General features: G+C 60.7%; 13 protein-coding genes. 5 read left to right on the top strand and 8 right to left on the bottom strand.

Features of this window, described 5'->3' with window-relative positions; genetic code table 11:
* Positions 1-27: 27 nt before the first annotated feature.
* On the top strand, positions 28-882 hold the full coding sequence (locus AB7M26_RS25075) for a DUF2242 domain-containing protein (RefSeq protein ID WP_123496546.1): 855 nt from the start codon (positions 28-30) through the stop codon (positions 880-882).
* Between the two features lie 384 nt (positions 883-1,266).
* Here AB7M26_RS25075 and AB7M26_RS25070 read toward each other — a convergent pair whose 3' ends face one another.
* Both AB7M26_RS25070 and AB7M26_RS25065 read right to left on the bottom strand, forming a co-directional pair.
* Positions 1,267-2,307: an AraC family transcriptional regulator gene (locus AB7M26_RS25070; protein ID WP_123496550.1), complete on the bottom strand. Its 1,041-nt coding sequence runs from the start codon at positions 2,305-2,307 to the stop codon at positions 1,267-1,269.
* Positions 2,308-2,311: 4 nt separating this feature from the next.
* Entirely contained in the window at positions 2,312-3,442 is a 1,131-nt protein-coding gene (locus AB7M26_RS25065; protein WP_123496552.1) for a carbon-nitrogen hydrolase family protein, read from the bottom strand.
* A gap of 209 nt (positions 3,443-3,651) precedes the next feature.
* Here AB7M26_RS25065 and AB7M26_RS25060 point away from each other — a divergent pair, with 209 nt between their 5' ends.
* Positions 3,652-5,691 (top strand): NADPH-dependent 2,4-dienoyl-CoA reductase, encoded by a 2,040-nt coding sequence (locus tag AB7M26_RS25060; protein ID WP_123496554.1) that lies wholly within the window; start codon positions 3,652-3,654, stop codon positions 5,689-5,691.
* A gap of 190 nt (positions 5,692-5,881) precedes the next feature.
* Positions 5,882-6,808, top strand: coding sequence for a 1-aminocyclopropane-1-carboxylate deaminase/D-cysteine desulfhydrase (locus tag AB7M26_RS25055; RefSeq protein ID WP_123496556.1), 927 nt, complete (start codon positions 5,882-5,884; stop codon positions 6,806-6,808).
* A gap of 170 nt (positions 6,809-6,978) precedes the next feature.
* Here the strand turns inward: AB7M26_RS25055 and AB7M26_RS25050 are convergent, their stop codons facing one another.
* The 3 genes from AB7M26_RS25050 to AB7M26_RS25040 all read right to left on the bottom strand — a co-directional run bounded on the left by AB7M26_RS25050 (position 6,979) and on the right by AB7M26_RS25040 (position 9,803).
* Complete coding sequence (locus AB7M26_RS25050; RefSeq protein ID WP_123496558.1) at positions 6,979-7,527, bottom strand: cytochrome b; 549 nt, start codon at positions 7,525-7,527, stop codon at positions 6,979-6,981.
* A gap of 190 nt (positions 7,528-7,717) precedes the next feature.
* Positions 7,718-8,545, bottom strand: a complete 828-nt coding sequence (phnX, locus tag AB7M26_RS25045) for a phosphonoacetaldehyde hydrolase (RefSeq protein ID WP_123496560.1) — start codon at positions 8,543-8,545, stop codon at positions 7,718-7,720.
* A gap of 148 nt (positions 8,546-8,693) precedes the next feature.
* Positions 8,694-9,803, bottom strand: coding sequence for a 2-aminoethylphosphonate--pyruvate transaminase (locus AB7M26_RS25040; protein ID WP_123496562.1), 1,110 nt, complete (start codon positions 9,801-9,803; stop codon positions 8,694-8,696).
* 113 nt (positions 9,804-9,916) lie between these two features.
* On the opposite strand from AB7M26_RS25040, the gene AB7M26_RS25035 reads away from it, so the two are divergent.
* On the top strand, positions 9,917-10,780 hold the full coding sequence (locus tag AB7M26_RS25035; RefSeq protein ID WP_123496564.1) for a LysR substrate-binding domain-containing protein: 864 nt from the start codon (positions 9,917-9,919) through the stop codon (positions 10,778-10,780).
* Between the two features lie 158 nt (positions 10,781-10,938).
* Here AB7M26_RS25035 and AB7M26_RS25030 read toward each other — a convergent pair whose 3' ends face one another.
* On the bottom strand, positions 10,939-12,363 hold the full coding sequence (locus AB7M26_RS25030) for a type VI secretion system Vgr family protein (protein ID WP_123496566.1): 1,425 nt from the start codon (positions 12,361-12,363) through the stop codon (positions 10,939-10,941).
* Positions 12,364-12,594: 231 nt separating this feature from the next.
* Between AB7M26_RS25030 and AB7M26_RS25025 the strand changes: the two genes are divergently transcribed.
* A complete protein-coding gene (locus AB7M26_RS25025) occupies positions 12,595-13,299 on the top strand; it encodes a YebC/PmpR family DNA-binding transcriptional regulator (RefSeq protein ID WP_007903391.1) in 705 nt (234 codons plus the stop codon).
* 92 nt (positions 13,300-13,391) lie between these two features.
* Here AB7M26_RS25025 and AB7M26_RS25020 read toward each other — a convergent pair whose 3' ends face one another.
* Complete coding sequence (locus AB7M26_RS25020; RefSeq protein ID WP_123496568.1) at positions 13,392-14,696, bottom strand: leucine-rich repeat-containing protein kinase family protein; 1,305 nt, start codon at positions 14,694-14,696, stop codon at positions 13,392-13,394.
* A 148-nt stretch (positions 14,697-14,844) separates the two neighbouring features.
* Positions 14,845-15,891, bottom strand: coding sequence for an ABC transporter substrate-binding protein (locus AB7M26_RS25015; protein ID WP_123496570.1), 1,047 nt, complete (start codon positions 15,889-15,891; stop codon positions 14,845-14,847).

The following is a 15,891-nucleotide window of genomic DNA, read 5'->3' as shown; positions in this document are numbered from 1 at the left end:
CCCGAACCGTTTTCCTCAGGATGTTCAATGTTTAAATCAATTCCCATGCGTGTTGTCGGGCTGGCCTTGGTGCTGGCCGCCGCTGCCGGTTGTTCGTCGAAGAAAGCCGCCATCTACGAGCATGAGAACTTCGACGACTCCGGAACGTTCTCGCGCAATTACCCAGTGACCGATGCGCAAACCTGCGAGGCCGCCCGTCGGGCTTTGCTCAGCCAGGGTTACATCATCACCAGCGCCGATCCGAAGCTGGTCAGTGGACACAAGAGCTTCCAGCAGACTGGCGAGACCCACATGGAGATCAGCTTCAGCGTGGTCTGTGCCGATGACGGCAGCGAAGGGCATCACGCGACAATGTTCGCCAACGCCCTGCAGGACCGTTATGCGTTGAAGAAGACCAACAACTCCGCCAGCCTCGGTGTCGGTGTGTTGGGCTCGGTATCGATGCCGATTGGCTCGTCTGACGATTCGATGGTCAAGGTCGCCAGTGAAACCGTGTCCTCGGCCAAGTTCTACGAGCGTTTCTTTGCCTTGGTCGAGTTGTTCCTGCCACCGGAGGCGAAGAAGGCGGCACACATTACCGAGAAGCCGAAGACTGATCTGGGTGTGCCCGAAGCCAAGGCTGCGCCGGCTCAGTTGGCGCCGACCTCGACCCCAGCGGCAGAACCAGCGCCTGCTCCAGCGCCGGCAGCCGAACCTGCACCCACTGAAACCGCTCCAGCCAGTTCGGAGCCTGTTGTGCCACCTGCTGAAACGGCGCCGATTACCCCGGTGCAGAGCAGCGAGCCGACTTCGTCCACCGAAACAGTGGCTCCACCGGCGGATTCAAGCACCATGCCAGCACCGACTGAGCCAATTTCGGCCATGCCTGTCTCCGGGCAGTAATTGGCCAATGTTATGGGATCGGGTCAGACGACTCCGATCCCGCAACACTTTCCAAGATTGATCCACATCAAATCGGGCCGTATTCCTACCGCTCGTATCGAAAAAATCCTGTGATAAATTCCTGACCACCTGCTACGTTTTATTCATAGCGACGTAGTGTAATGCCCGCGTCATTTTTCTTTCATGCGGGCACTTTATGCTCAGGGCGCTGGTCATTTATTCAAGCGATTTTTTCAACAAGCGATGGGGGTTTAATAATGGACGATTATCAAGAAGAACTGCTCGAATACCAGGCGTTTGAACTGGACCCGCTGGAACCAGCCGAAGACGCTACTGAGCTTTAGGGGGCGCAGCGGGGAAACTTATTGAGAACGCCTCCTAACCTTACGCGGATTGGCGATGACTGCGGCGAAACTCGCCGGGGGTCTGGCCGTTCCAGCGTTTGAAAGCCCGTTGAAAGGCTTCGGCAGAGGCAAATCCCAGCAGGTAGGCGATTTCCCCGAATGCCAGTTCGGTGTCTCGGATGTAAGTCATGGCGAGGTCGCGGCGCGTGTCGTTGAGAATTGCACGAAACTGCGTGCCTTCCTCGGCGAGTTTGCGACGCAAGGTCCAGGTCGGCAGCTTCAGGCGTGCCGCCACTTCTTCCAGGTCGGGTTCCCGACCACCATTGAGCAACGGCCCCAGTAACTGAGTGATGCGTTCACGCAGGCTGCGGGTGCGTGTCAGTTGCTCCAGTTCCCGTTCACACAGTTGCAGCAGGTGCCGCCAGGTACTGGGGCAGTGCTGCGGATTGCGCTGGGCGAGGCTCTCCAGGTTCAGGCGCAGTTGATTCTGTTCGGCGCCAAACTGAATCGGACAATCCCCCAACACGGCGTAGGCCTCACGGTAATCCGGCGCCTGGAATTCGATCTCGATCCGTTCGGCGCGTAGCGGGGCAGGGCTTACGCTGGATAATTGCTGCAACCAGCCGGCGATGATGGAATCCACCACGAAGCGGTTGTAGGCGTTATAGGGACTGATGGAATAGAACCGCAGCCAGGCGCCTTGGGCATCTTCATGAAAGCTCGATTGGCCGCGATAGTTGGAGCCATACAGCGCTTCAAAGCGAATCAGGCAGCGCGCCGCTTCCCGCACGGTGGGGGCCTGGGCGGCGGTGACTCCGGCCAGGCCGGCCTGGCTCAGACGGCTGAGCTGGCCCATGCGCAAACCCAGTGCCGGGTCGTCAGTCAGTTGAATGGCCCCGTGACCCAGGCGCATGTAGCGCGGGATCGAGAGGCGGGCGCCGGCCTCTGCCAGTCGCGCGGCGTCGAGGCCGTACTGTTCGAGCAACGGTTGTGGGTCCAGGCCATGGCTGCGCACGGCGTCGGCCAGGCTATGGACGAAGCCCACCGACAAATCCCCGAGGCGCATCGGCTGCGGTTTCATCGGCTTACAGCCAGAGGTTCAGCAAACGCGCGCCCCGGGCATCGCCGTCGGCGAATTGTTGCCCGTTGCTGCTGAGGAAGCTTTGACCGGCGCTGCCCTTGTCCCAGAACTGACCGCGCAGGAACACGCTCATGCCGGCGATGGTCTGGCTGCCGGACGGTTGGGCAATCAGCGTCAGCCGATGCCAGGCCTGACCTTCGCTGAGTTCGCCAGCCTTGAGACTGACAGAGCTCGGAGTGGACTGGCCTTTGTAGCCGCGCCACGGTTGGTCCCAAGACCCGCGCCCGACGACGAACGCCGGGACCGCCACTAATTGCGCGCCTTGATCGTCGAGTTTGCGATAGTTTTCCGGATACCAACTGTCGCTGCCGATCAACACGCCCAAGCGTCCGGCCGGTGTGTCGACGACGTTGATCGTGTGTTCGGAATTGGCATCGACGGTGTCGTGACCAGCGAAAGTCGGGTGCATTTGCCGCTGCGGCTGGCCGATCGGCAAACCGTCGCGACCGAACACGACGCTGCTGTTGTACAGGGCACCGCGGCCAATCTTCAGGGTGCCATCGCTGACACTCGGCTCGGGCAACACGATGGAACCCGCCACCAGAGTGATGCCGAATTCTTTCGCCAAGCCGCCGAACAGCGCCTGGTAACTCTTGGCCATTTTCTTGGCTTTCATCCGCAAGTGCGCATCGTCGAGACGGCTACCGCCCTCGGCACTGATCAGGGCGCGGATGAACTGCAACGGATTGCTCACCGCCAGCCAGTTCATCGCTTCCTTGAGCGTAGTGGCCTGGTACAACTCATCTTTTTCGCCACTGATCATCAGCCAGGTACCGACATGTTCGGGCAGTACGACGATGGTTTTTTCATTCAGCAGGCCTTGATCCTGAGCCTTCTGCAAGTAAGCCGCGAGCTTGCGGTGCAAGCGTTCGGGGCTTTGATAATCGGTGGGGAACAGCTCGGGCTGGATACCCAGCAGATTGCCGCGATCGGCGGGGGTGCCCTGATCGACCGCAAGGCTGATACGCAAATCCGACAGGTAATGACCCACCGGACGGTCCGCGGCCCACATGGCGTAGGTCGTGAGGACGGCGATCAACGCCATGGAGAAGGTCAGGTACAAAAGTTTGCGCATGGGGAAACAGTCAACGGCCGTGTGCGGGGTTCGCGACTAGGGTAGGGCCCATCCCCGCGCTTGCCAAGGGGCGCTGCACATTTGGATCAATAAGTTGTCAGTTACGGTCATTGAGTGACAGCGGTGCGACTCTTAGTCTGTCGAACATGACTGACGGGGGCCGAAGAGCTCCTGCATTTTTTCCGTGATCGCTCGTTGTGGAGTTACCGATGGCCGCCGCTCATTACCCGCACCTGTTGGCCCCGCTGGACCTGGGTTTTACCACGTTGCGCAACCGCACCCTGATGGGCTCGATGCACACGGGTCTTGAGGAGAAGCCCGGCGGTTTCGAGCGCATGGCCGCGTACTTCGCCGAGCGTGCCCGTGGTGGCGTTGGCCTGATGGTCACCGGCGGTATCGGCCCGAATGATGAGGGCGGGGTTTACTCCGGCGCGGCCAAGCTGACCACCGAGGAAGAAGCACTCAAACACCTGATCGTCACCCGAGCAGTGCACGAGGCGGGCGGCAAGATCTGCATGCAGATTCTCCATGCCGGGCGTTATGCCTACAGCCCGAAACAAGTGGCCCCGAGCGCGATTCAGGCGCCGATCAACCCGTTCAAGCCTAAAGAGCTGGACGAGGAAGGTATCGAGAAGCAGATCAGCGATTTCGTCACCTGCTCGACCCTGGCGCAAAAAGCCGAGTACGACGGCGTCGAGATCATGGGCTCCGAAGGTTATTTCATTAACCAGTTTCTCGCGGCCCACACCAACCATCGCACTGACCGCTGGGGCGGCGCTTACGAAAACCGCATGCGCCTGCCGGTGGAAATCGTCCGCCGGGTGCGCGAAGCGGTCGGCCCGAACTTCATCATTATCTTCCGTCTGTCGATGCTCGATCTGGTGGAAGGCGGCAGCAGCTGGGAAGAGATCGTGCAATTGGCCAAGGCCATCGAGCAGGCCGGTGCAACGATCATCAACACTGGCATCGGCTGGCACGAAGCGCGGATTCCGACCATCGCCACCAAGGTGCCGCGTGCGGCGTTCAGCAAAGTCACGGCCAAGCTGCGCGGCTCGGTCAGTATTCCGCTGATCACCACTAACCGCATCAACACCCCGGAAGTCGCCGAGCAGATTCTGGCCGAAGGAGATGCCGACATGGTGTCCATGGCGCGCCCTTTCCTCGCCGATCCGGATTTCGTCAACAAGGCTGCGGCCGGTCGTGGCGATGAAATCAACACCTGCATCGGTTGCAATCAGGCGTGCCTGGATCACACCTTTGGCGGCAAGTTGACCAGTTGCCTGGTGAACCCACGGGCCTGCCATGAAACCGAACTCAATTACCTGCCGGTGCAGCAGATCAAGAAAATCGCCGTGGTCGGTGCCGGCCCTGCTGGCCTGTCCGCCGCGACCGTGGCTGCTGAACGTGGTCACCAGGTGACGTTGTTCGATTCGGCCAGCGAAATCGGCGGTCAGTTCAACATCGCCAAGCGCGTGCCGGGCAAAGAAGAGTTCTTCGAAACCCTGCGCTACTTCAACCGCAAATTGCAGACCACCCACGTCGAACTGTGCCTGAACACCCGTGTGGATGTGGCGCAGCTGGTCGATGGCGGTTATGACGAAATCATCCTGGCGACTGGCATTGCGCCGCGGGTGCCGGCGATTCCGGGCGTCGAACACGCCAAGGTGCTGAGCTACCTGGACGTGATCCTCGAGCGTAAACCTGTGGGCAAGCGCGTCGCGGTGATCGGCGCCGGCGGTATCGGTTTCGATGTGTCGGAATTCCTCGTTCATCAGGGCGTGGCCACCAGTCAGGACCGCGAAGCCTTCTGGAAAGAATGGGGCATCGATACACACCTGGAAGCGCGCGGCGGCGTTGCGGGAATCAAGGCTGAACCGCATGCGCCGGCCCGTGAAGTGTTCCTGCTGCAACGCAAGACATCCAAGGTCGGCGACGGCCTGGGCAAGACCACCGGCTGGATTCACCGCACGGGTCTTAAGAACAAGCAGGTGCAGATGCTCAACAGCGTCGAGTACCTGAAGATCGACGATGAAGGCCTGCACATCCGTATCGGTGAAAGCGGCGAACCGCAGGTACTGCCGGTGGACAACATAGTGATCTGCGCCGGACAGGATCCGTTGCGTGAGTTGCAGGACGGCCTGGTCGCGGCGGGGCAGAACGTGCATTTGATCGGCGGCGCGGACGTGGCGGCGGAGCTGGATGCCAAGCGCGCGATCAACCAGGGTTCGCGGTTGGCGGCTGAGTTGTAATCAACACAAAATCTGTGGCGAGGGAGCTTGCTCCCGCTGGAGGCCGAAGGACTCCCTCTATCAGCGATGATGTAGTGTCAGGTTAATCAACGTCGCTGATTCTGTGGCTGCTGCGCAGCCAAGCGGGAGCAAGCTCCCTCGCCACATGTGGGCTGCTAAGATACTGGCTCTTTACATCGAGCCGGCATCAATGCTTTCCCCACCAACAGACTGGCTACCCCAAGCCCCCCTCGAATCCCTTCACCTCGACTGGCTCACCACTGCCGGCATCGACGTCGCGATCCTGCGTCTGGACCAGATCGACCCGCTGATCAGCGGCAACAAGTGGTTCAAACTCATCGAACACCTCAAAGCCGCTGACCAGAATGGCGCCCAAGGCATCATCAGCCTGGGCGGTGCCCATTCCAACCATCTCCATGCATTGGCCGCTGCAGGCAAACGCTTTGGTTTCACCACGGTCGGACTGCTGCGTGGGCATCCGCAAGACACGCCGACGATAAAGGACTTGCAGGCATTCGGCATGCACTTGCACTGGTTGGGTTATGGCGGTTATCGCGCGCGACATGAACCGGGCTTTTGGCAGCCATGGCGGGAGCAATACCCCGAGCTACATCCAGTGCCGGAAGGTGGCGGCGGCTTGCTTGGGGCGAAGGGCTGCATGCGGCTGAAGGAGATGGCTTGCGAGCAACTGAGTGCTTTGGGCTGGAGCAATTATGATGGCTGGTGGCTGGCCTGCGGAACGGGTACCACCCTGGCCGGTCTGGTTCTGGCCGAGGCGGGCGAACATCCGGTGTATGGCGCGCTGGCGGTGCCTGACGACCATGGCGTGGCGCAGCAGGTCGACATGATTGTGCAGGACGCCGGACTGATCGATCCCGCCTATGAACTGCTGGACGCCAGCCGTGGCGGTTTTGCCAAAGTCGATCCGCTGTTACTAGAGTTCATCGAGCAGACCGAACAGGTCAGTGGCATTCCTCTCGAGCCGCTGTACACCGGCAAAGCGCTGCTGGCGCTCAAGCAACAAATCGAGGCAGGTAAATTTTCCCGGGGCACGCGACTGATCTTCATCCATACCGGCGGCTTGCAGGGCCGCCGGGGTTTCAGTTCACGCACCTGAATGGGCGCATTGTACTTTTGTGGAGAGGGGCCAAGAAATTTGAGTGACGATAATCCTGTGGGAGCGTGGCTTGCCCGCGAAAAATGCACCGCGGTTTTCAGGTATTACGCGTCATCGTTCTTCGCGGGCAAGCCACGCTCCCACAGGTTCTGCGTCTTGACTTACCGAACTCAACCGCGCTTGGGCATCATCCGCAGCAAGGTGTTATCGCGCACCACATAGTGGTGGTGCAGCCCGGCTACGGCGTGCAGGCCGATCAGCCAATAGCCGATCGTCCCGCCGAGCACATGCCAGCCCTCAAGCTGCTTGGCCAGCGGTTTGTTTTCTTCGATCAGCAACGGCAGATCGAAGCCATAGAACATCACCTGATGCCCCTCGGCGCTGGTAATCAGCCAGCCCAGAATCGGCATGGTGATCATGAAAATATACAGCGCCCAATGCATCAGTTTGGCGAGCAGGGTCTGCCAGCGAGGCGAGGCGGGAAAGATCTGCGGCGCCGGCCCCAGGCTGCGGGCGAACAGCCGCAGCCAGACCAGCACGAACACCGTCAAGCCGAGCATGAAGTGGGCTTCCTTGATCAGCGTCCGGCCGCCACTGCCTTTGGGGAATATCCCGCGCAATTCGATGCAGGCGTAAACCACGATTAGCAGAACCAGCATCAACCAGTGCAGCGCGATCGATACGGTGCTGTAGCGTGATTCGGAATTCTTCCAGGGCATACGGTGTTTCCTCACAGGTCTGGTCTGAAGTCACCGTTCTTGTTCGACGGCGTGGGTTAACTGTAATCCTGTTTGGGGGATTTGCCTGAGACCAATGGGCTGTTCAATGCTCTGAATCAAGTAATCGACCACAAAAAAGCGCCAGTTCCGTTAAAGGAACTGACGCTTTTTTGTGGGGAGAGGGATGCAATCAGTTGGTTTGCGGCATCTCGCCCTTGGCCAGGCGCTTGTTGATGTCGGCGATCACCTCGGGCAGATGGGTGAGGGTGTCGATCATGTAGTGCGGCCGCGAGCCTTCGAACATGGCGTGAATGCGCTTGCGTTCGCTGGCCAGTTTATCGCTGCTCAGGGCGCGATAGCCTTCGTAGTCCAGACCCAGCGCGTTGCCGGAGCAAATCAACGCCACGGTCCACATGCCGGCGCGGCGACCTTCGAGAATGCCCGGCACCGTGTCGTCGATCTTCACGCAGGCCGCGACGTCGTCGATGCCCAGGGCAATCACGTTGGCCAGTGCCTGAGCCGGCCATGGGCGTCCGTTGGGCACTTCGTCGGTGGCGACTACGTGATCGGCGACGTAGCCGTTAGTGGCGGCCAGTTCGACGACTTTGTCCATGACCTGTTTCGGGTAGCCGGAGCAGGAGCCGATCTTGATCCCTTGTTGGCGCAGGTTGGCGATGGTGTCCAGGGCGCCCGGAATCAGGGCCGAGTGTTCGGCGATTTTTTCGATCTGCAGCGGCATGAAGCGTTTGTAAATGGCAGTGACGTCATCGTCGGTCGGTGTGCGACCAAACACGTTGCGGTAACGCTCGGCGACTTGCGGCTGATCGCACAGGGTACGAATGTGATCCCATTTGCCCATGCCCATCGGTCCGCGGGCCTCTTCGATGGAAACCTGGACGTCGAACTCGGCGAAGGCTTCGACAAAAATCTGCGTCGGGGCGAAAGAGCCGAAGTCGACCACGGTGCCGGCCCAGTCGAGGATGGCGGCTTGGAGTTTGGTTGGGTTGCTGTAGTTCATGGCGTCAGTCCTGTAAAAAATTGGCAATCGTTGAATGGCTTTTTGTGGGAGCGGACTTGCCCGCGATGAGGCCCTGTCAGTCGACATTGATGTTGAACGTCAGACCGCTATCGCGGGCAAGCCCGCTCCCACAGGGATCTGGGGTGAATTAAATTTCCAACACTTCCATCTTGCGCAGCACTTCGGCCACTGCCGCCACCGCAGCGTGCATTTCGGCCTGGTTGACGTGGCCGATGCAGCCGACGCGGAAGGTTTCGACCTGGGTCAGTTTGCCGGGGTAGAGGATGAATCCCTTGGCCTTGACCCGTTCGTAGAATTCCTTGAACTGATAGCGCGGGTCTTTCGGCGCGTGGAAGGTGACGATGATCGGCGCCTGGATCGCGGTGGGCAGGAAGCTGCGCAGCCCCAGTTTGGCCATGTCATCGAGCAGCACCTGGCAATTATTGGCATAGCGCTGATGCCGTGCGGGCAAACCACCTTCTTCGTTGTATTGCAGCAGCGCTTCGTGCAGCGCCGCGACCACGTGGGTCGGCGGGGTGAAGCGCCATTGGCCGGTCTTGGCCATGTAGGTGTGCTGGTCGAACAAGTCCATTGCCAGTGAGTGCGAATTGCCGGCGGCATTGGCCAGCGCTTCTTTTCGCGCAAAAACGAAGCCCATCCCCGGTACACCTTCCAGGCATTTGCCCGAGGCGGCGATCAGCGCATCGAACGGCACATCCTGGGCGTCAATCGGCAGGGCGCCAAACGAACTCATGGCGTCGATGATCAAGCGTTTGCCGTGCTGCTCGATGACGTGGGCGATTTCCGCCAGCGGGTTGAGGATACCGGTGCTGGTTTCGCAGTGAATCAGCGCGACGTGGGTGATGCTGGCATCGGCACGCAGCAGGCGGTCGACGTCGGCGGCGGTGGTCGGTTCGTCTTCGGCGGTTTCGAAGGTGCTGAACGAACGGCCGAGCACTTCGCAGATTTTCGCCAGGCGTTTGCCGTAGGCGCCGTTGATAAGCACCAGAACTTTACCGTTGCGAGGCACCAGTGTGCCGATGGCTGCCTCGACCGCGAACGTGCCGCTGCCTTGCAACGGCACGCAGTGATGGCTGTCGCCGCCGTTGATGATTGTCAGCAGTTGTTCGCAGAGGCTAGCGGTCAGTTGGTTGAAGCGGTCATCCCATGAGCCCCAGTCGACCATCATTGCCCGACGGGTGCGGCTCGATGTGGTCAATGGGCCGGGGGTGAGCAGGATGGGCTCGGCAGTACTCATTCTTGTGTCCTCGCAAAAGCTCAGTGGGATGAAGCTACGGGACATAAATTGCAATTCGGTGAGCTATCAATCAAATTGTTTATTGTTATGCCAGCCATCAGTGAGAGTTATTCATGAATCTGTTTCAGCTGCGTGCCTTCGACGCTGTGGCTCGGGAAGGCAGCTTCACCCGCGCCGCCGAGCGCCTGTTTATCAGCCAACCGGCGGTCACCGGGCACATCAAGGCGTTGGAGGAGCACTACCAGATCACTTTGTTGCGACGCACCGCGCGGCGCGTCGAGCTGACGGAAGAGGGCACCAAACTGGCAGCGATCACTCGGGCGATGTTTGGCCTGGCCGAAGAGGCGCAGGTGATGCTGGAAGCCAACCGGCAGTTGCTGACCGGGCGCCTGGAAGTGGCGGCGGACGGGCCGCACATGGTCATGCCGATGCTCGCCAGTTTGCGTGCGCGTTATCCGGGGATCACCGTGAACCTGCGGTTGGGCAATGCTCAGGAAACATTGGCGGCGTTGTTGTCGGAGCATGCCGACGTGGCGGTGCTGACCGAGGTCGAACCGCGCAAGGGGCTGCACCTGCAGGCGTTGAGCGAGTCGAGGATTTGCGCGTTGGTGCCCGCGGGTCATCTGTGGGCGCAGCAGTCGAAAGGGGTGCAGCTCAAGGAGCTGGACCAGGTGATCATGGTCTTGCGTGAACCGAGTTCGATTACCCGACGCACGTTCGACGAGGCGTGCGCTCAGGCCCGGATCAATCCACGGGTGTTACTGGAACTGGACAGTCGCGAGGCAGTGACCGAGGCCGTGGCCGCAGAGTTGGGCGTGGGCGTGGTGTCGTCGGTGGAAGTCAGCCATGACCCGCGGGTGGCGGCGGTGCCGATTATTGGCGAGGGGTTGGTCAATCGGCACATGATCGGGTGCATGGAGCGGCGGCGGGATTTGCGCTTGATCCAGGCGTTTTTTGGGTTGGGGCTCGTCAGGTAGACCGAGGCGCGACGATCGCGGGCAAGCCACGCTCCCACAGGTTTTGCGTCGTACACAAGATATGCGGCCAGCACAAATCCCTGTGGGAGCGCGGCTTGCCCGCGAAGAGGCCGGACCTGCCTACACCAGACTCCCGGTGCGCCGACAAGGGATGAAACTCAAGGGGCGAGATCCGGGCGGTTGACCAGCCAATCGAGTAGCAGACGGCCATCGCGGCGTGGCTCGGAAGCAGGCCGGGAAGGCTTTGGATGGCCCATGCCGGCACACAGCACTGGCCGGTCCGGATCGCTGTCGAGAAAACTGATCAGCACGTCGGTGCCGGCCGTGGGCAGCCTGGCCGGATCGATCCGACCGTCCGGCGCCGCGAGGGCGATCGGTAGCCAGAGACCGACGGATTCATCCGCCTCGAACGCCGGCGTCGGCCATAACCTGACCTGTATCCGGCCTTGATCATCGAGTGCCGCCGGTTGCCCGGCGGGGCCGAGTACCCGGGCGATCTGATAGCCCGGGATGCTCGGCTTGATCTGTTTAAGCGCCGGCCTGAAGACCGTTGACCAGGGAATGGCCGTGAACTGATTGCTATAGCGCCGGGCACTGCCGGGCTGATCCTCGGCGAGAATCGAGGGCTGCTGCCCCTGGTGCCGGATATCGGTGAGCAGCCACTGATCGTTGAAACTCGAGAGCGGATGCTGCGCCACTTGCAGGATCCGTCCACTGCGCAGTTCGCTCTGGTTGCTTTGGCCGTGGATCTGCCGTTGCGGGCAACGCAGGCGTTCCAGCCGTCGGCGGCTGAGCTGGTCGTGATGAAGCTGTGCAGGTGCAGGGCGTGCCGTGACCGGGCCCGTTCTGGCGAGCATATGATTAGCCGCTCCATCGCCGACCACCGGCGCGCCGCGGTTTCTGGCTTCCCATCGTGCCGGGGCGGGGACCGGCTCATGGCGCTGGAACAGTTCGCTGATGACCGGCAAGACGGAGTCGTTGAATACGTCGTCCTGGAACGGCATCAACAGTGGCTCCTGGGGGAAACTCAAGCTGTCATCGGCCAGCACCAGTACGTGTCCATCGGGCTGATGTTCGAAGTGATAGTGGATGCCTTCTTCCTCACACAGCCGCTGCAGGAAGGCCAGATCGCTCTCATCGTACTGAATGCAAAAAGGCCGGGGCGGGTAGCCGCCGTTTGCCAGTTCGAAACGATAACTGTGCTCGGGCAACTGATGCTCCTCCAGCAACTGGCGCACGATCGCGGGGACGCTGAGACGATGAAACACCCGACGCAAACTGTGTCGATCCAAGTGTTGCAGATGGGGCGTCAGCACCAGGGAATAGCCGACCCGGTGCGGGCCGCGATGTTCGCGACTGATGCTGTGGATCACGCCGTGAATGCCCTGGTTATCCGCCAGCCGCAAAAACGCCGGTTGTTGCAGCCATTGGTCGAGGTGCATCGCCGGTGCGAGGCCGATCACGTCGATGTCGAATCGATAGGGCTGGTTGAGACCTTCACGGCCGCTGAACTGCAACACCTGCAGACTCAAACCGCCGTCGAGCAGTGTCAGGGTAAAGGGGCTTTCCTTGTCGTTGTGCATCGAACGCGCTTCTGCCAGGGAGGATGGGCGCAGAGGGTACGAAACCACAGCCCTGAAGCGTCACCGCAAATCGACTTTTCAGAATCGCCCTACAAACACTGATGAAGATGTCGATTCGTCACGGGGTGAAGATCTTGGAATTTTTGGTCGATTGGCGTCTTTAGGCCGTATAAACTTGCGCAACGCGTCGGCCAATAGATGTCTCGGCGCCACAGATCAAGAGAGTGAGTAATGGGCGCACAGTGGAAGGTTAAACACAAAGAAGCGGCAGCTAACGCCAAAGGCAAGATCTTCGGCAAACTGGTGAAAGAAATCACCATCGCTGCCCGCAACGGTGCCGATACCACCACCAACGCACACCTGCGTCTGGTGGTCGAACAGGCGAAAAAAGCCTCGATGCCCCGCGAAACCCTGGAACGCGCGATCAAGAAAGGCTCCGGCCAGCTCGGCGAAACCGTGCAATACCATCGCGTGACGTATGAAGGGTTCGCACCGCATCAGGTGCCGCTGATCGTTGAATGCGTGACTGACAACATCAACCGCACCGTCGCTGAAATCCGCGTCGCGTTCCGTAAGGGCCAGTTGGGCGCTTCCGGTTCGGTGGCCTGGGACTTCAACCACGTCGGCATGATCGAGGCGTCCCCGGACAGCCCTGACGCCGACCCGGAAATGGCTGCGATCGAAGCCGGTGCCCAGGATTTCGAGCCAGGTGAAGACGGCGCGACGCTGTTCCTGACCGAACCTGCAGACCTGGATGCGGTACAGAAAGCGCTGCCGGAGCAGGGTTTCACCGTGTTGTCGGCCAAGTTGGGCTACCAGCCGAAGAACCCGGTCAGTGGTTTGAGCGATGAGCAGATGGCAGAAGTCGAAGCGTTCCTCGAAGGCCTCGATAACCACGATGACGTGCAGGATATGTTTGTCGGGTTGGCGGGTTAAGCGGTTCCGACAGTTTGTGGTCTGACTTGTGGCGAGGGAGCTTGCCTGTGGCGAGGGAGCAAGCTCCCTCGCCACAGGTTTTGTATTTGCCGCTAGCTTAATTCAGCCAGTTCCCGCACAACCTCGCTGAACCCCGGCCGCGCCAGCACATCCGGCTGACAGCAACGCTGCTGTAGATCCTCTAACGCGCCCCGCTGTTCATCACTCAACCCCGAGTCGATGCGCTCCAGCAATTCCCCCAGCAGCACCCCGAACGCCCGCACTTCGATCCGTTGCAGCGCGCGGCTTTCAAGGCTGTCCGAAGTGGCATGGAAAGACGCCGCGCCAAAGTCGCCCAACAGGCAATCGCCATGCTCGTTCCACATGATGTTGTGACCATAGAGGTCGCCGTGGGTGATGCCTTGGCGGTGCAAATGTTCAGCCACTGAAGCAATGCCACTGGCGATGCGCAGTGCCGCGCCAGCGCTGAACCGGGTGTCGTCGGCGTAGACGTCGCGGGTGCAGGACGCCAGGCTCGGCAGCCCGGCCAGGTTGCGATAACTCGGATCGATCAGTTGCATCACCAGCCCGGCCTGCGCTTGCGGATGGCCGACGATTCGCCCTTCGACCCGGATCAGATTGGGGTGGATGCCGGCGGTGATGCAGGCGTTCATTTCGTGCAACGGCGAGCCATCGCTGGTCATTTCTCCTTTGTAGAGCTTTACCGCGACCTGTTTCGTCTGTTCCCACAACGCCTGATGGATAACCCCCGACGCACCTTCGCCGAGTTTTTTCTCCAGGTTCAGTTGGGACCAGGGAATGCTCGCCGTGGCTTCAAGCGCAGCCGCGTCGGCTTCGGTTTCCAGCGGGTTACCGGCGTACGCCAGCCAGGTCAGGCTCGGCAGGGTCAGCAGCCACTCGGGAAGCTCGGTGAGCTGATTGGCAGCGATGCGGAGCAGTTCGAGTCGATGGCAATGGCTCAGGCTTTCGGGGAGACGCTGTAACCGGTTGCCGGCGAGCATGAGCTTTTGCAGATGCGCGCGTTCACCCAGTTTGGTCGGCAGATCCGTGAGGCGGTTGTCGGTCAGGATCAGCCAGCGCAACAGCGGCGGCAGGGCGGCGCCCGGCACGTTTTCGATGGCGTTGGCCTTGAAGCCGATCATCGTCAGCGCGGTGCATTGGCCGAGGCACGCGGGCAGTTCGGTGAACTGATTGTCCGAGCAGAACAGCACGCGCAAACGGGTCAGGCGGTGCAGGTCGTCTGGCAGGCTGCGCAAGGCGTTGCCGCTGAGGTTGAGCACTTCCAGCGAGTCCGCCAGTTCGAAGATTTCCCGGGGGAACTCGGTCAGGCCGCAGGACAGATCCAGACGGGTGATGCCCGACAGTTGGCCGGCGCGCAGTTGGGCGAGGGTATCCATGGGCAGGTTCGCTATTGATCAGGAGGAGGGCGTGGGGGCCTGGAAATGGGCGACATGATAGCGGGAAAGCCGGGTTTGGCCTAAGACCAGTGAGTCAAGATGCAGAACCTGTAGGAGCGCCGCACCGCTCGCTCCTACAGGATTTTCGTTAGCGCTCGATACTGCGATTCCACCGGGCATTCCACGCCGGGCGCTGTTCGTTGACCTGATCCCAGTCGATGGCGATCGCGGTCGTCAGATACTGCTTCATCGCCTCGACCTGACCGCGGGTCTTGTCGGTGGTTGGCGTATTCGGGTTGGACGGAATCTGATCGCCGTCTTCAAGCGCGGCGGCTTGCGCTTCGGGCGTCAGCAGGAAGGCGGCGAGTTTCTGCGCCAGTTCCGGTTGGGTGTTGTTGGCGATGGCGCATTCGGCGACGTTGAGCACCACGGAGCCTTCCTTGGGCTGTGCATATTCCACCGGCATGCCCTTGAGTTTCAGCGCGGTGACCTGGGTCGGCGTCAGCGGGAACAGCGCCGCTTCGTCGGTCTGGAGCATTTCGGAGATCTTCGCTGAACTCGGAATGTACTCCAGCACGTTACGCCCGACGGTGTTCGGCCACGCCTTGAACCCCGGTTCGACGTCGGTTTCGCTGCCGCCCTGAATCCGGTTGAACATCAGGAAACCGTGCAGGCCGAAGGTCGAAGACGCCATTGACTGAAACACCAGTTTGTCCTTGAAACGCGGGTCGGCCATGTCCATCCATGAGGTCGGCGCGCTCCAGCCTTTTTCCTTGAACAGCCGCGTGTTGTACGCAAGCCCCGTGACCCCGAGGCTGACCGCCACCGCTTGATCCTTAATGCGACCCTTGGCCGGAATCTGCGCCAGGGGCGGGCTGTCTTCGAGTTTGTCGCACAAGCCCATGGCAATGGCGCGGTACATGATGCCGTCGTCGAGGAACATCACGTGCATCTGCGGGTTGCCTTTGCTGGCCTGGACCTTGGCCAGAATATCGGCGGAGGTTCCCGGCACGATCACCACTTTGACGTTATTGGCTTTCTCGAAAGCCGGCAGCACCTTGTCGGCGTAGAGCCGCTCCATGGTCCCGCCGTTCATGCCCAGGTAAAGCGTCGGTTCGGCGTGGGCCTGAGTGACCGTGAGCAGAGCGCTCATGCAGGACAAACCGAGCAGTGCAGTGCGTTTGAGGTTATTCAT

The organism is Pseudomonas sp. F-14 TE3482 (assembly GCF_053629455.1).
The sequence above is the reverse complement of the archived record's forward strand: the minus strand, read 5'-3'. Positions and strand labels throughout refer to the sequence as shown.

Excerpts from the sequence above, each read along its gene's own strand:
- AB7M26_RS25075 (WP_123496546.1), top strand. The coding sequence starts at position 28 with ATGTTTAAATCAATTCCCATGCGTGTTGTCGGGCTGGCCTTGGTGCTG.
- AB7M26_RS25070 (WP_123496550.1), bottom strand. The coding sequence starts at position 2,307 with ATGAAACCGCAGCCGATGCGCCTCGGGGATTTGTCGGTGGGCTTCGTC.
- AB7M26_RS25065 (WP_123496552.1), bottom strand. The coding sequence starts at position 3,442 with ATGCGCAAACTTTTGTACCTGACCTTCTCCATGGCGTTGATCGCCGTC.
- AB7M26_RS25060 (WP_123496554.1), top strand. The coding sequence starts at position 3,652 with ATGGCCGCCGCTCATTACCCGCACCTGTTGGCCCCGCTGGACCTGGGT.
- AB7M26_RS25055 (WP_123496556.1), top strand. The coding sequence starts at position 5,882 with ATGCTTTCCCCACCAACAGACTGGCTACCCCAAGCCCCCCTCGAATCC.
- AB7M26_RS25050 (WP_123496558.1), bottom strand. The coding sequence starts at position 7,527 with ATGCCCTGGAAGAATTCCGAATCACGCTACAGCACCGTATCGATCGCG.
- phnX (WP_123496560.1), bottom strand. The coding sequence starts at position 8,545 with ATGAACTACAGCAACCCAACCAAACTCCAAGCCGCCATCCTCGACTGG.
- AB7M26_RS25040 (WP_123496562.1), bottom strand. The coding sequence starts at position 9,803 with ATGAGTACTGCCGAGCCCATCCTGCTCACCCCCGGCCCATTGACCACA.
- AB7M26_RS25035 (WP_123496564.1), top strand. The coding sequence starts at position 9,917 with ATGAATCTGTTTCAGCTGCGTGCCTTCGACGCTGTGGCTCGGGAAGGC.
- AB7M26_RS25030 (WP_123496566.1), bottom strand. The coding sequence starts at position 12,363 with ATGCACAACGACAAGGAAAGCCCCTTTACCCTGACACTGCTCGACGGC.
- AB7M26_RS25025 (WP_007903391.1), top strand. The coding sequence starts at position 12,595 with ATGGGCGCACAGTGGAAGGTTAAACACAAAGAAGCGGCAGCTAACGCC.
- AB7M26_RS25020 (WP_123496568.1), bottom strand. The coding sequence starts at position 14,696 with ATGGATACCCTCGCCCAACTGCGCGCCGGCCAACTGTCGGGCATCACC.
- AB7M26_RS25015 (WP_123496570.1), bottom strand. The coding sequence starts at position 15,891 with ATGAATAACCTCAAACGCACTGCACTGCTCGGTTTGTCCTGCATGAGC.